At 33.8% G+C, this 16,157-nt stretch carries 12 protein-coding genes and 2 tRNA genes; 12 read left to right on the forward strand and 2 right to left on the reverse strand.

The genetic code is table 11. The features are described from left to right. Nucleotides 1-114: 114 nt before the first annotated feature. Together FJOH_RS26205 and FJOH_RS06980 are read right to left on the reverse strand one after the other, a co-directional pair. Complete coding sequence (locus FJOH_RS26205) at nt 115-2,205, reverse strand: ATP-binding protein (RefSeq protein ID WP_012023424.1); 2,091 nt, start codon at nt 2,203-2,205, stop codon at nt 115-117. Next, the gene (locus FJOH_RS06980) at nt 2,206-2,910 is read right to left on the reverse strand and encodes a LytR/AlgR family response regulator transcription factor (RefSeq protein ID WP_012023425.1); all 705 of its coding nucleotides are present in this window, start codon (nt 2,908-2,910) and stop codon (nt 2,206-2,208) included. Nucleotides 2,911-3,112: 202 nt separating this feature from the next. On the opposite strand from FJOH_RS06980, the gene FJOH_RS26210 reads away from it, so the two are divergent. From FJOH_RS26210 to FJOH_RS07040, 12 genes are all read left to right on the forward strand, one after another. Then, a complete protein-coding gene (locus FJOH_RS26210; RefSeq protein WP_012023426.1) occupies nt 3,113-3,676 on the forward strand; it encodes a collagen-like triple helix repeat-containing protein in 564 nt (187 codons plus the stop codon). Between the two features lie 65 nt (nt 3,677-3,741). Further along, on the forward strand, nt 3,742-4,326 hold the full coding sequence (locus FJOH_RS26215; protein ID WP_012023427.1) for a DUF4082 domain-containing protein: 585 nt from the start codon (nt 3,742-3,744) through the stop codon (nt 4,324-4,326). 136 nt (nt 4,327-4,462) lie between these two features. Further along, the gene (locus tag FJOH_RS06995; protein ID WP_012023428.1) at nt 4,463-7,039 is read left to right on the forward strand and encodes a M1 family metallopeptidase; all 2,577 of its coding nucleotides are present in this window, start codon (nt 4,463-4,465) and stop codon (nt 7,037-7,039) included. Further along, on the forward strand, nt 7,036-7,962 hold the full coding sequence (locus FJOH_RS07000; RefSeq protein ID WP_012023429.1) for a DUF58 domain-containing protein: 927 nt from the start codon (nt 7,036-7,038) through the stop codon (nt 7,960-7,962). Before FJOH_RS06995 ends, FJOH_RS07000 begins: the two co-directional genes overlap by 4 nt. 86 nt (nt 7,963-8,048) lie before the next feature. Further along, a tRNA-Asp gene (locus tag FJOH_RS07005) sits at nt 8,049-8,122 on the forward strand. 598 nt (nt 8,123-8,720) lie between these two features. Further along, nucleotides 8,721-8,794 (forward strand) — tRNA-Asp (locus FJOH_RS07010). Between the two features lie 82 nt (nt 8,795-8,876). Beyond that, nucleotides 8,877-9,956, forward strand: a complete 1,080-nt coding sequence (locus FJOH_RS07015) for an acyltransferase family protein (RefSeq protein WP_012023430.1) — start codon at nt 8,877-8,879, stop codon at nt 9,954-9,956. After that, the gene (locus tag FJOH_RS07020) at nt 9,940-10,659 is read left to right on the forward strand and encodes an SGNH/GDSL hydrolase family protein (protein WP_012023431.1); all 720 of its coding nucleotides are present in this window, start codon (nt 9,940-9,942) and stop codon (nt 10,657-10,659) included. Before FJOH_RS07015 ends, FJOH_RS07020 begins: the two co-directional genes overlap by 17 nt. A gap of 39 nt (nt 10,660-10,698) precedes the next feature. Next, nucleotides 10,699-11,520, forward strand: coding sequence for an AraC family transcriptional regulator (locus FJOH_RS07025; RefSeq protein WP_012023432.1), 822 nt, complete (start codon nt 10,699-10,701; stop codon nt 11,518-11,520). A gap of 430 nt (nt 11,521-11,950) precedes the next feature. Continuing rightward, nucleotides 11,951-13,306, forward strand: coding sequence for a TolC family protein (locus tag FJOH_RS07030; RefSeq protein ID WP_012023433.1), 1,356 nt, complete (start codon nt 11,951-11,953; stop codon nt 13,304-13,306). Between the two features lie 148 nt (nt 13,307-13,454). Then, a complete protein-coding gene (locus FJOH_RS07035) occupies nt 13,455-14,504 on the forward strand; it encodes an HlyD family secretion protein (protein ID WP_012023434.1) in 1,050 nt (349 codons plus the stop codon). 1 nt (nt 14,505) lies between these two features. Beyond that, nucleotides 14,506-16,089: an MFS transporter gene (locus tag FJOH_RS07040; protein ID WP_012023435.1), complete on the forward strand. Its 1,584-nt coding sequence runs from the start codon at nt 14,506-14,508 to the stop codon at nt 16,087-16,089. The last annotated feature ends 68 nt before the right edge of the window (nt 16,090-16,157 follow it).

Below are 16,157 nucleotides of genomic sequence, written 5' to 3' on the forward strand. Positions count from 1 at the left end.
AGAGACATAGCTTTTTGTAAATTCAATACAATAAAAGACATTTCATTTTATTTAAACAAACATAGCTATATGTGTATTAAAAACAAGTGAAACGCCTTTATACACAAAGAAAAGCTATGTCTCTATGTGTTTAAAAACAATAGTAAATGTTGTTCCTAAATCTGGTTTTGAAGAGACTTCGATTTTACAATTGATTGCTGTTGCGAGATCACGTATAAGATGTAATCCTAATCCGGTTTTAATTCCGATAACCTCTGAATCGTCGTAAAGGGCTTTGAATTTTTCCTGATTTCCACCTGAACCGTTATCGGTTATAGAAAGCAATGTTTGGTTGTCTGCCTGCTGGGCTTTCCAGATTATTTTTGGATTTTCTCTTTTTTCGAGTGCTTTTATGGCATTTCCCGTTAAGTTTCTGATGATGGTTTTTAGATAATTTTCATCTGTATGTAAAATGAGATTTTCGGGGTTCTCAAATGAAATTGAGATGTTCTCATTACTCGAAAAATGTTTCTGCGTATCTGAAAATATAGATTCTACAGGAATTTCTTTAAAACGAGGTTTGAAGTTTTCCATCTGTCCTTTGCTCCAAAGCAGAATATCTTCCATGGAGGATAATAAATTCTCTGCTCCCGAAATAATTTTAGTCTGCATTCTCGCCGCGGTTTCTTCATCTAACAATTCAGGATTTTCTTTTTGGAGATGTAAAAAGTGAATCAGATTTGAAATAGGACTTCTTAAATCATGATTTAAAATACTGAAAAACCTTGCTTTGATTTTATTGGCTTCGTCCAGTTCCTGATTTAAAACCTGTAATTTCTGATTGGTTTTTTTTCTGTTTTGATTTTGCCTGAACAGCAATAATCCGATAATACCAACCAGTGCAAGTCCTGAAATTAAATAAATACGCTGCTTTTTAGCTTCTGCAATCTGAATGTTTTTGATTGTATTTTCGCTCGCAAGATTCTTGATTTTCTGTTGTTTCGTTTTATTCTGATAACGGGCTTCGGCATTCGCAATATTTTGTTTCGCCGATTCGTTCAGTATTTCGTCGTTGTATTTGCTGTAAATTTCGTTATATCGAAATGCCTCTTTCCAAAGACCAAGAGCAGCATAACTTTCAGATAGCTGTTTGTTAATGTTTACAAATGATTCTTTATCATAATTGAGTGCGTTTACAGATGCTTTTTTAAGTGTTTCAATAGCATTTTTATACTCTCCTTTTTCATATAAAACCTTTCCCATTATAGCGTTAGCTTCCATTAAAATCTCTTCATCTGTTGATTTTTGTCCAAATGAAACCGCTTTTTTAGCATAATCATAAGCTGTATTTATCTGACCTTGGCCTGCATAAAATTTAGACATACTTTGATTGGCAAAACTCAAATTAAGAAACAAAGAATCTTTGGCAGTAGGGTAAGAATAAACTAAGGCGTAATACTTTTTTATACTGTCTGGTTTTTTCTGCGCTGCAAAACACTGCATATAATAGTTACATGAAAAAGCGCTTACATAAGGAGATGTTTTTATATAAGGTCTTGCTTCATTTAAGTACTCAATTGCTTTATCAAATTGTTTCATTTTGATGTAAGCACTCGCAATCTGACAATAAGAAACACCAATATTTTCGGTATTTGCGATGCTTCTTTCAAGTTGTTTTTTATAATTGATCGCTTTTAATTGATAATTAATAAAATTCTCATATTGAGCATAATCAAGGTAATATTCACCTAAACTTCCGTTAAGAACAGCCTGAGTATAAATATTTTTTGTAGTATCAAGAACTTGTTTTATATAAACAATTAAGTCTTTTCTTTTTAAAGTATCATTCAGCGAATAATAAATATAATTAAGCCTCATTAAAGCCGAAGTTTCATTTTGAAGATGATGTGCTTTACGGGCATATTTTAAAGATTCTTCATAATTAACCAAGGCTTTTTGATATTGATTATTGCTGAATTCATAAGCAGTACCTATATAAAGATAAAATCTGCTTGTATAAACGGGATGATTTTTAGATAATATTATTCCTTTTTGAGAGGCAGCGATGAGTTTTGGATAATCTTCTAAATCTAAAAATTCTTCAGTGTATTTGAGCCAGGCTTTTAGTTTTTCGTTTCTGGTTTTAAGTCTTGCTAAATTTGGTTCCTGCTGTGCAAAAACAGAAATACTGATAAAAAACAAAAACACAAATCCGGCTTTTTTCATCTAAATCAGGTTTAGGTTTTCTTTATAACTTCTGCCAACCGGAATTGTAATATTATTGTTTAAAATGATTTCTGTCGAATTCATTTTTTGAATAAACTGCTTTTGAACGGCATAACTTCTATGAATTCGTATAAAAGATTGGAAATGATCTTCTTTTAAAAGATTACCAATACTTGATAGAACACAATGTCTTTTTTTATCGGTAATAATCAAAGTATAGTCCTTTAAAGCTTCGAGATATAAGATCTCGTGAAGTTTAACTTTGGTCTGGTCGTGGCCTTCTTTTATATAAATCGTATCACCGCCAATGCTGGCTTCAAAGAGAGAAGCTTTTAACCGAATTTCCATAAACTCTTCAATTCGGTTTACAGTTTGGGCGAAACGTTCCAGTTTTAATGGTTTTACAATAAAATCAAGCGTTTCTATCTGAAAACTTTCAACCGCATGTTCGGGATGCGCGGTAATAAAAATACAAACCGGAATTTCCATTGCTTGTTTTCTGAATTCAATACCGTTTAATTCTGGCATATCAATATCCAGAAACAAAATATCAACTTTTTGTTTTTCTATAAAAGGAAGTGCTTCTTCGGCAGAATCAAAAACACCTAAAATATCCAGAATCGGGAATTTTTTTGCAAAAGACAATACAGTCAGCCTGTCGATTTCGTCGTCATCAATAATAATACAAGTGTATTTTTTCATCATCCAAACTTAAATTATGTCGTCTGTCTATTTAAAGTGTTGTTTGTCTATTGGCTGTTTTTACCGCGGTTTTATTGGCGCAAATTTGTCTTGTAATTAATTCATGAGCTGAATATAACTATCCCTGACAGCCTTTTGATTTTTACAAAAATAATGTTATTGAATTAAATATGAATCATTTGACAATTTAAAAACCAAAATTATTATGAAATTTTCAAAAACCATTCTTACAATTTTATTTGTTGCAATTTCTACAATTTCATGCAGCAGCGATGACGGAACAGACGGTGTTAATGGAGTAGATGGTGCCGTTGGACCAGCAGGTCCGGCAGGTCCAACTGGAGCAACAGGATCAGCAAATGTTATTTACAGTGCATGGATAACAGCTCCTGCGGCAGCTGCAGAAACAATTGATGGGACTTCAGGATTGTCTACGACTATTAATGCTCCGGAGTTATCAGCAGACATCGTATCTAAAGGAACGGTATTGGTCTATATGTCTTTTGGAGGAGGTGTTTACACATTGCCTTATACATCAACAGCCGGAGGATATATTAATACAATTACTGCCATTGCAAGTGTACAAAAAATTAAACTTTTTAGGTTTAAACATGCTGCAGACGGCACTACGGTAAATCTTCCAACAACACTTAGCTGGCGTTATATTTTAATTCCCGGCGGAGTTGCCGCAACAGCAAAAGCGGCAAAATTAGATTATTCTAAAATGAGCTACGAAGAAGTTTGCGCACGTTTAAACATTCAGCCATAATTTCTGAAAAGCAAATAATAACCCATTTATCCAACTAATAAGAACTAATCAAAAAATAAATTATTATGAAAACTTTAAAAATACTTTTTACCATATTATCTGCGGCGATTTTTACTGTTTCGTGCAGCAGTGACGACGATAAAGACAATACACCAAAATTTGAGACAGAAAATCCACTGGCGGTTTATTATACTCAAACAGGATTTACAACCGTAACCAATTTTGTAAACTCTGGAGATTATGAATTTGGGCTGGTTTTTACACCAACTGTAAAAGGGAATATAAAGGCAGTCACTTTAAAATTGCCTGCAGTGAATTCGGCAGTGCGTGTAACGATCTGGGACTATACAACAAAAGCAGTGCTTCGTTCTGAGACTATAAATGCTGCATCTGCAGATGTTGAGGTGAAAAAAGAAATAAGCGTTTTAGCTCTTGAAAAAGACAAAAAATATTTGATAAGCATGAATTCTAATGACTGGTACAAAAAGAATAAAGCAGATCTTAGTAATGTTACTTATCCAATCGTTGCCGGACACATTACGTTTAATGAATACAGATGGATAAGCGGAACTTCACAAACTTTCCCAACCAATGTTTCAGCTAATTACAATGCAGGAGATTTAAGTTTTGATTTTCAACAAACTGAATAATTTTATTTTTGGATAGCTTTGAATTAGTAAGTTTGGAAAAAGGTTTGGCAGCTGCCAAACCTTTTTTTATTGTGTATGACTTTTTTTTAAACGCTTGATTTTTGCTATTTTTAACCCATCTTATATTCCTTTAAAAATGAAAATTCTATACACCTTTCTATGTTTTGTTATCTTGATTCCGAGTTGTTTTTCGCAGTCTAAAGAAAAAGAAAGTGTGATTTTAGAGGAAGGCGTTTCAGAACAATTAGCGCATTTTCGTAAAAAGCAGGTTTCTGATGTTCGATATGATATGTATTTCGAGATTCCCTATAAAAAAGCGGAAGATATTAATACCAGACTAAATCTCAATTTAACGATATCAGATTTAAGTCAGCCGTTATATTTAGATTTTAAGGAGAAAACTTCAAATATAAAATCTATTAAAGTAAACTCAAAAACGGTAGTAATTGTTCATGAAAAAGGGCATATTATTATTTCTCCAGAAGCATTAATTTTAGGAAAAAACAAGGTTGAGATTTCTTTTATTGCAGGGAATTTATCGTTGAATAGAAATGATGATTTCCTTTATACTTTATTAGTTCCGGACCGGGCAAGCACCTTATTTCCATGTTTCGATCAGCCGGATATTAAGGCCGTTTATACTATGGCTTTACAAGTTCCAAAAGACTGGAAGGTTTTAGCAGCAGCTCCAATTACAGGAGTGCATGAAATGGTAATTAATGGTGTTGATTTTATGGTTTGGGGATTTGGTCAATCAGACAAAATGAGTACCTATTTGTTTTCTTTTGTAGCAGGAGAGTTTAAAAGTGTAAAAAAGGAAACAGGTAAGTTAGAAATGACGATGTTGTATCGTGAAAATAATCCTGAAAAAATACAAGTCAGCACTGATACGATTTTTAAGCTGCATCAGCAATCCTTAGATTTTTTGGAAGAATATACCAATTATAAATTCCCGTTTCAGAAGTTAGATTTTGCATCAATTCCCGTTTTTCAATATGGCGGAATGGAACATGTTGGCGCGATTCAATACAGAGAATCGACTTTGTTTTTGGATAACAGCGCAACCGACAGCGAAAAATTAAATCGCGCAAAACTCATAGCACATGAAACATCACACATGTGGTTTGGCGATTTGGTAACGATGAAATGGTTTGACGATGTTTGGATGAAAGAGGTTTTTGCCAACTTCATGGCCGATAAAATCATGAACCCAATTTTTCCGAAAGTCAATCATAATCTACAGTTTTTTACCGCTCATTATCCTAGCGCTTACGCAGAAGATCGATCTTTAGGAACGCATCCAATTAAACAACATTTGGCGAATTTAAAAGATGCAGGTTCGCTTTACGGTGCTATTATTTACAACAAAGCACCAATTATGATGCGTCAGCTTGAAGCTTCTATGGGAAAAGATGCTTTCCAAAAAGGAATTCAAAAATACGCTAATGATAATGCCGATTGGAATAATCTCGTAGAAATTTTAGATTACGAAACACCGCTTGATATGAAAAAATGGAGCGAGGTATGGGTAAACAAGTCCGGAAGAGCCATTTTTACAGATAAGATTGAATACGATTCTAAAAAACGAATCAAGAAATTTGAAATTCAACAGCAGGCAGAAGATAAATCGAATAACGTTTGGCCTCAGGTTTTTCAGATAGGTTTAGTTTATGCTAATGATATAAAGGTTTTAACGGTTAATATTAATGACAAAAGCCTGGCTTTAAAAGAAGCAATTGGGCTTGAAAAACCATTGGCAATAGTTTATAATTATAATGGTTTTGGATATGGTGTTTTTCCGCTTGACGGGAATAATTTAAATTATATCGCTGATTTAAAAGATGAGGTTGCCAGAGCTTCAAGTTACAGCAATCTTTATGAAAACACATTAATTGGAAATGTGCCGGCAGATAAAGCTTATGATAGTTTTTTAAAGGAAGTTCAAGAAGAAGAAAACGAATTGGTTTTAAGAATTGCTTCTAATAGTCTGAACACAATTTATTGGAGATTTTTTACCATAATACAGCAAAATAAAGTTCAGAAACAGCTTGAAGATATATTATATGAGCGTTTACAAGGTAATTTATCGGCAAATATTAAAAAGACTTTATTTGGGCTTTTTAGTTCAATTGCGTATTCAGATTCGGCGAAAGCCAAATTATATCAAATATGGAATAAAGAAATTGTAATTCCGGGTTTAAAATTAAATGAAGATGATTTTACTAATATGGCGATGAATCTGGCGATTTTCAAGCATCCAAAAGCTGATGAAATTTTAGAGAAAACCAGAACAACAATCACAAATCCTGATAAGCAAAAACGTTTTGAGTTTTTATTACCTTCATTATCACAAGACGAATCGGTTCGAAATGCCTTTATGGAATCTTTAAAAGACGATAAAAACCGAGAGAAAGAATCTTGGGTTGATGTTGGTCTAGCCAATATTCATCATCCGCTTCGTCAGGAAAGTGCGCAGAAATATATTAGATTTTCATTAGATTTGGTTGATGAAATTCAGCGAACGGGAGATATTTTCTTTCCGAAAGACTGGCTGGATAATACGGTTGGAAGATATTCATCGAAATTTGCTTTTGATGAAGTACAGCGATTTTTAAAAGAAAACCCTAATTTTAGTCCAATCTTGAAACGCAAATTATTTCAGGCAGCAGATTTGCTTTATAAAGCACAAAATATTAAAAAAGAAACCGAATGAAAATTGAATCGGAAATAGAAAAAGTCTCCAGTTTTCAGCACTTAGAAATGCTGGCGAATCAGGTTGTGGAAGGTTTTATATCGGGAATGCACAAGAGTCCGTTTCATGGATTTTCGGCCGAATTTGCCGAGCATAAAGTGTATAACGCAGGCGAAAGCACCAAACATATAGATTGGAAATTGTTTGCCAAAACAGATCGTTTATACACAAAACGTTTTGAGGAAGAAACCAATTTGCGCTGTCATTTGATTGTTGATAATTCGTCATCAATGCATTATCCTGAACTCAAATCAAATCAGCCTTTTTACGAAAAGAAGATTGGTTTTGCAGTGTTGGCTTCGGCGGTTTTAATGAATATTTTAAAGAAACAGCGTGATGCTGTAGGTTTAAGTGTTTTCTCCGATATATACGAATATTACGCTCCCGAGAAAGGAAGTGATCGCCATCATAGAATGCTTTTGAATAAACTGGAAGAATTATTGGTGCAGCCAAAAGTCAAAAAAACGACCGATACGATTACGTACTTGCATCAAATAGCAGAGAAAATGCACCGCCGTTCGATGATTATTTTGTTTACCGATATGTTTCAGACCGAAGACGATGAAAAGCTTTTTAGCGCTTTACAACATCTTAAACACAATAAACACAAAGTAGTTTTATTTCACGTAGTAGATAATGAAACCGAATTGAAATTTGATTTTGATAATGCACCAAGAAAGTTTATCGACTTAGAATCAGGAGAAGAGGTTTCAATTTTTGCCGATAATGTTAAATCAGAATATGAAAAAAGGGCAGCAGAGTATTTTAAAAACCTGGCTTTAACGTGTGCAAAGAACCAAATTAAGTACGTTCCGGTAAATGTTGGTGATAATTTTGAAAAAATATTGACTACATATTTAGTTGAAAAACAAAACTTTGGATAAATATTTAAAAATTTATTTCATTTTTTTTACAAAAACGCTTGCAGAAACGAAATTCTGTTATATCTTTGCAACCGCAATAACGCAGAGGTTTGGTAGTTCAGTTGGTTAGAATACATGCCTGTCACGCATGGGGTCGCGGGTTCGAGTCCCGTCCAGACCGCAATATTGGGAGAAGCCTTTCTTAACAGAAAGGCTTTTTTGCCCAAAAACGGTATCTAAGATTAGTTGTGTTGTTTTGCTGCGACTTTGTAACTCGCAGCTGGTTTAGTAGTTAGACCAATGAAAAGCTTTCCACTTTTGTGGATGGCTTTTTTGATTTAAGACACTTTTGGTTTTTTGTTTTTACCGCAAAGAGTACTACCCCAATAGCTATCGGGAACGCAAAGTCCGCAAAGTTTTTTTTAAGCTTTGCGGACTTTCTGTTTTATTATAGTTCCGGTGCATAGTTTGTCATTTCGACGAAGGAGACTCGAGCGATAGCGAATAGGCAAAGCAAATCTTCGCAAGTAACTCTACAAAGATTTTCCATTCATTACATAAATACGTTTTCGGTGGCTGAAAACACAGGCTATGTTTAACAAAGAGCATAGATCTTAATGTCCTTTGCGATTAAAAAGAAAGAAACTTCTTCTTTTTTGGTTTTATTGTCAATTTTTAAAATATTGGAATTTAGCCGATTAAAAATTTCTTAAATTTTATTCGTAAAAACGCTTGCAGAAACGAAAATCTGTTGTATTTTTGCACTCGCAATAACGCAGGGTTTGGTAGTTCAGTTGGTTAGAATACATGCCTGTCACGCATGGGGTCGCGGGTTCGAGTCCCGTCCAGACCGCCTAAGTTGTTAAAAGCCTTTCTTAACGGAAGGCTTTTTTTTGTAAAAAAAAAATAAAAAGTAATAATTTTAATACAAACAAATGATTAACAGCCGAAATTTTGATAATATTCGTACAGTTGCACTTTTGTCTATTCTTTTAATTCATACTGGTCTAAACAATATTGGATTTAAAACTTTTGAGAAAGAGCTAACAGATAGTTCTTTTTATTTAAATTTTAATCAACTACTTATGGATGTTCTTTATTTGAATTTATTCAAAGCGGGAACCATTTTGTTTTTTATTATTTCTGGTTTTCTTTTCGAAATGCAATATTTGAAGTTTAATGATTTTTCAGTTTTTATAAGAAAAAAAGCTAAAAGTTTGTTGCGTCCTTACTTGGTTATATTTGTTATTCCTACTGTTATTTTGATTGGTATAATAGAACCTAATGTTGGAGTGAAAGAAAATTTGAACTTAGTGACTTTTCTTATTAAGGCTTTCTCAAATATATTTCTTACTAGTTATTGGTTTGTACCAGCTCTATTTGTTACTTTGGTGATAAATTATTTTATAGAGTCAAAAAATCTTTTCAAATCTTTGTATTTGTTTATTTTGATCTGGCTTATTTCTTATCTAAATATATACTTAAAGTTTACAGTTTCTTCTCATACAGTTTGGTTCATTGCATTTTTATTTGTGTTTACACTAGGTAGGATTATGTTTTTGTATAATGAGAAAATATCAAGCTGGAGAATACTAAAGGATCCTAAAAAATTAACTTTTTTAATGATTTTATTTTATATTATTTCAAATGTAGAATCTATTTTAATACTTCGTTTTGCTCATAATCCTGACTGTGTTAACACAATGAGGATAGGAAATGTATTTTATTCTTTTTGTTTATTTTATCTATTAAATGCTTATTTTAATAAATTCAAGTTTGAATTGCCAATTGACATTTCATTTTATTTTGTTTATCTAATTCATCCATTTGTAGTAAAAATTACAGCGAAACTTTTAGCGGATAATAATCTATTTCTTTTTGAATACCCTTACCAGTTCTTATTTAATTTTATACATTTTTTGATTGTTTTAACAATTTGTATTGGATTTCAGCAAGTTTTTTTTAAACTTCGCTTTAAATCTAAAACGTTGTCAGGATATGTTTTTAAAAAATAGCTTTTTTGGTGCTTTATTTTGTTTTTTGGGAATATTGTTATTAAGTTGTGATGGTTCTAATAAGAAGTTTTCAGAAATTGATGAAGGAAAAAACTTAGTGGTAATTTTGGGGTCTTCATCAGCATTTGGGATAGGGCCTGTTAATAGGAATAATTCATGGGCTGTATTATTAGGTGATGAAGAAACAATTAGAATAAAAAATCTCAGTTATCCTGGTTATACAACGTATGATTTTTTGCCGTCTGGTAAACCTAATTTTCGAAATTTAACTCCAGATAAAGATAAGAATATCGATGCTGCCATTAAATTGGCTCCTAAAATAATCATCTTTTCTATTACTACAAATGATATAGGAAGGGGATATTCTATAGAAGAATATCTAAGTAATATGAAAATTTTGACAGATTTATGTATTGATAATAATATAGAGTATATTGTTACTAGTACTCACCCAAGAAACCCAATGTCTTTAGAGAAGAGGATGGCATTGTATAATTTAAGTAGAAAATTAGAAGAAGTGTATGAAGATAGGTATGTAGAAATCTACAATCCGCTTGGTGATTTGAATACATACAAGTGGAAGAGTGATTTATGTGTATCAGATTCAGTACATGGAAATGAAAAAGCACATTTAATTATTTATAATCAAGTGTTGTTAGGTTATCATAAGGCTGTGGCGAGGCTTTCTCATGAAGAAGAGTAAAATTCTAGAAGATTAAGGGATATCTTTCTTGTTTGATTTATGGAACATTCCGGTCAAAAACTCGATAAATATTACATCAAGAAAGTAGATGCCGATAAAAAAAGCATTTACTGCCACCACGATTTGATGGGTGAATTATTTATTCCGCCACACAGACATGTTAAAGCGCAATTGCTTTATGCAGAAGGTGATGTTGTTTTTGTGACTACAGAAACCAAAACGTACTTTTTGCCAGCAAGGCATTTTATCTGGATTCCGAGTGGAGTGGAGCATAGCATCGAACCGAAATCGGAAAGTGTGACGATGCGAAATTTATACTTTCCTGTTGAAAAAGACGAAAATGACTTTTATAAAGTAGAAGGAATTTATCCAGTTAATAACTTATTGCTGCAAATGATGCTTTTTACCAATCGATGGAACGGTGATCTTAAAAAAGGAACTCCGAACTTTGCCATTGCTAAAGCGATAAAAGCGATTCTTCCACAAATATGTACCAATAACCTTCCTTTAGAATTACCACAGCCAAAAGACAAACGACTTAGTAAAATCCTTCGTTATATTGAAAATAACCTCGGAGAAACGATTCTTTTTGCTGATGTAGCTCACGAATTCGGTTTCAGCGAACGCTCTTTGTATCGTTTGTTTCAAAAAGATCTGGGCATGTCGTTTATTCAATATTATACTATTAGAAGAATTTTAAAAGCAATCGAACTTTTATTAGAAAGAAAGCTTTCGGTAAAAGAGGTAGCCGAAGAAGTTGGTTACAATAGTGTTCCGACTTTCAGCAACACTTTCTTCAAAATTTTAGGCCAAAGACCTTCCGATTACTTAAACGGTGAGGAGATTTTAGAACGTAAATAAAAATTTTGTTTCACGCAGATTTATAAAGATTTGGGCAGATTCAACAGATATTTTTAACAAATAGAAACATAGTTTTTATTGTGTTGAAAGGCGTTTCACTTAGCATTAATACACATAGCTATGTGTGAATGATGTATCATTTATTTTTAATCTTTATTGATTAGTTAAAGCCTATGTTTCTATGTGTTAAATAATTATTTCGGGGAAAAAGGTATAATCTGCGCGCATCTGCTAAAATCTATTAAAATCTGTGTGAAAATTTCACAATCAAAATATATTTTGTAATAAATTGTTTTTCAGTGTTTTAATATAACGTTTTCGGAAAATACGATTTTAACATTTGTCTGAAATGAATATGTTCTTGGCTTTTTAGAATTATCAGTCACCAGAAAAATGAAGGAACTTTGCAGCATCAAATATTTAATTATTCATGTTCCTTAAAACAACAAATTCTACAGACGATTGTTTTCCCAGAATCCTGCTGTTATTCTTAATTGTATTAGCATTCAATGGTTTACAAGCGCAGGAAGTTCATGCGGTTTCATTGCAAGAAGCTTTGAAGCTGGCTAAAGAAAACAACAAAAAAATCCTTAGATCTCAATTGGAGGTCACGCTCTCAGAGCAAAACATTAAAGAAAGAAAAGAACTCCGACTGCCAGACGTACAGCTAAACGGCATGTATTCTCGAATTACGAATATTACCGAATTTAAAGGAAGCGGGTTTTTAAAAGACAAAGAAGTTACACCGGCAATTCCTGAAATCTATGAAGTCAATTCGACTTTTAAAATGCCAATTTACGCCGGAAATAAGATCAATAATGCCATCAAAATTGCCAATCAGGAAAATGAAATTGCTAAAATAAAAACCGAAAAGGCTGAAAATGATATCGAGCTTGAAGTGGTGGCAAACTACTTGGCAATTTATAAAATGATGGAACTTCAGAAAATATTCGAAGAAAACATCAAAGAAGAAAAAAGCCGATTGAAAGAAGTACAATCGCTTCAAAAACATGGAACGGTTACGAAAAACGAAGTTATTCGTGCCGAATTACAGCTTTCAGATCGCGAATTGAATGCGTTAACTAACTCCAAAAACATTAAAATCGCACTTCACGATCTGAAAACGCTGATCCAGATTCCAGAAAACGAAGAAATTGCGATTGATACAACGTCGAGTTTGGACGAAATGAACGGTTTGGATCCGTATGATTTTTATATGAATAAAGCTTTGCAAAACGAAGAAATGCGTATTGCTAGCCAGGAGCTGAATATCAGTAAAACCGAACTTAAAATGGTAAAAGGAAACTATTTGCCAAGCGTTCATTTCTTTGGGAATTACGGTTTTTATTATCCAAACTATAAATTCTTTCCGCCAAATCCGTATCTGTATACTTTAGGACAAGTTGGTATTGAAGCCACTTTTGATCTTTCGTCTTTATATAAAAATAAAACCAAAATGGAGCAGGCGAGCACCAAAATCAAATGGCAGGAAATGCAGAATGAAATTGTAAAAGAGGAAATTCAGGACAAGTTGTATAAAGAGCATACACAATATCAGGAAATTCTTGAAAAGTTTGTTGTGGTTGACAAAGCACTGGATTTGGCTGACGAAAATTACCGCATTGTAAAGCTGAAATACTTAAACCAGCTGGTTTTAATTACTGAAATGGTTGACGCGGATAATGCTTTGCTTCAAGCGAAATACAACAAAATTTCTACGCGATTGGATGCGGTTTTAAAACATTACGAATTGCTTCATACGGCTGGAATGCTTCCGCAGAGCTAGATGGTGAGAGATTAGGCTAAGGCCTTAGAAGCAAGAGACAAGAAAAAAGAAGTAAAAGATTAAAAAATATAGATTCAGTTCCGAAGGAACAATTCATATTGTAGCGCCGGATTTTAATCCGGGGGAAATAATTAAAGATATAGAGTTTATGGTTAAGATAAAAAATGAAACTAGAAGAAATAAAACGTTTCATATACTAATAACAATTATTGCGTGTGTGCTTGTTATAAGCGGTGTTATTTTAGGAATTTGGTTTTATGTGTTCAACAGAAATCACGAAGAAACCAACGACGCGCAAGTCGAACAATATGTAACGCCAATTATGTCGCGTATTACGGGTTATGTTCAGGAAGTTCGTTTTAACGAAAATCAGTTTGTGCATAAAGGAGATACTTTGGTTGTGATTGACAATCGTGAATATAAATCAAAATTGAATGCGGCTCTTGCCGATGTTCAAAACGCACAGCAAAATAGTGTTGTGGCGCAGAAAAATGCTATAAATACAGCAAGTGCAACGGCGATTAACGAAGCGCAGTTAGAAGCTGCAAAATCGAATCTTTGGAAAACCAAATTGGAATACGAAAGATATAAAGCTTTGGTAAGCGAAGAAGCGGCAACTTCTCAGCAATTAGAGAAAGTAAAAGCTGATTACGAGTCGGCGCAGGCGCATTTTCAGGAAATGAAAAATAGAATCCATTCATCGGCTTTAAGTACTTCTGTTGCCGAAGCAAATGTTCCGACAACGCAAACCAATATTGCTTCAAAACAAGCTGTTGCAGATAATGCTGCTTTATTTCTTTCGTACACCATAATAACAGCGCCTTATGACGGCTGGGTTGGAAAACGAACTTTACAGCCAGGACAATTGGTAAAAGAAGGTCAGTCTTTATTGTCAATTGTAAGTAAAGAAAAATGGATTACGGCCAATTTTAAAGAAACGCAATTGCAATATTTAACCGTTGGGCAAGATGTTGAAATAAAAGCCGATGCTTTGAGTGATAAAACTTTTGTTGGCACAATTGCATCTTTATCACCGGCGAGCGGGGCAAGATTTTCATTGCTTCCTCCGGATAATGCAACGGGTAACTTCGTAAAAATTGAACAAAGAATTCCCGTTAGAATTCAGTTGAAAGACAGCGACAAACAAGCCGACTTTTTAAGAGCGGGAATGAATATTACTGTGATCGCAGCACACTAAAATGGAAGATAAAAGTATTTTTAAATCATGGGTTCCAAAATGGGCAATCATTACAATTTTGTTTGTTTGCCTTTTGCATTCCATGATTTTATTGGGAGTTTATACGTCAAATGTAACGTATGCGGCAAGTTTTCTGGACATTGAGCCCGAAGATTTGCAGTACGCGATGTGCGTAACGTATGGAACTCTGCTGGCTACAATTCTCATAGAAAGCCGATTTTCGAGTTTTTTTCCTGCCAAAAATTACCTCATGGGTGTTTATTCCTTAATTGGAGTTACGATTGTAACGTCGGGTTATGTCGATAATTTTGCGGTTTTTCTATTGCTGAGAGTTGCCGAAGGAATCTTAATGGCGCTTCCTGCCATTACTATCAGACAATTGCTTATTGAGCAGTTTGATTCTAAAAATGCCATTATAATTGGTTTTTCCTTTTATTATGGTTCTCTACTGCTGTCTACGCCTTTTATTATGAATATTGCAGTTTGGTTTCTAGATCATTACGACTGGAAATACATGCTGTATGTTTCGGGCGGACTGCAGGTTTTAAATGTCTTTTTAATCTTGGTTACTTTTCGTGGGCACCGAACAACAAAGAAAATCCCGTTGTATCAAATCGACTGGATGAGCTACTTTTTGGTTTTAACAGCGATTCTTTGCGGTGCCTACTTTTTTGTGTATGCCGAGAAAAAATATTGGTTCGAATCTTCTCAAATGGTTTTAATGCTTATTACGGCACTTATTACGGGAGGTTTGTTCATCTTCAAAGAGCTTTTGGTTAAAAGACCCACTTTTAATTTTGAAGTTTTTAAATATGCCAATCTTCGAATTGGGTTTTTATTGTTTTTCCTGTTTTACATCAGCAGAGCAACGCTGAGTCTTTGCCATTCGGCGATGTATTCGATTTGGAATTGGGATCCGTCTCGAGTTGCGGGTGTGCAATACATTAACGGACTCGGAAATATTATCGGATTGGTTTTGGCGGCTTTTTTCTTGATGAAATCGCTTTCAACCAAAATCATTTTTCTGATTGGTTTTTCGCTGATTGCCTTGTATCATTTTTGGTTTACGTTTCTTTTTGTGCCCGATGTGGCTTTGTCAGATATTATTGTTCCGTACTTTTTGCAGGGCATCGGAGTTGGATTGTTATTTGTTCCGTTGATTTTATTTACTACTTCTTCGGTTCCTGCAAATATGGCGGTTTCTTCGGGAATTGTCGGTGTTTCTGGACGTTTCTGGGGAAGTACGATTGGTTTTTGCGTTATGCAGAATGCAACGGTATTTTTAAATAAAAAACACTTTTTAAAACTAAGTCAGTTTGTAACGGGCGAAAATCCCGAAGCACAGCAAAACATTGCAAACGCTACGCAGAGTTTTATTGCCAAAGGATATTCCGCAGATAATGCGAATGTTTTAGCTATGAAAAAGATTTTTGGAAGTATTACCAAACAATCGACTTTATTGGCCGATATGGAGATTTACACCATTGTGGGTTACGGTTTATTGGTTTTGATAATTCTTATTGCCTGCAATCAGCATTTGAGACAGACTATGACTTTGGTGAAAAGCAAGATTTGGATTGGGTAGAGATTTTGTTTCAGGTTTAATGTTTCAGGTTCTAAGTTCTGCTCTCATTTTATGTCATTTCGACGAAG

It is taken from the genome of Flavobacterium johnsoniae UW101 (assembly GCF_000016645.1).
GTDB classification, from domain to species: domain Bacteria; phylum Bacteroidota; class Bacteroidia; order Flavobacteriales; family Flavobacteriaceae; genus Flavobacterium; species Flavobacterium johnsoniae.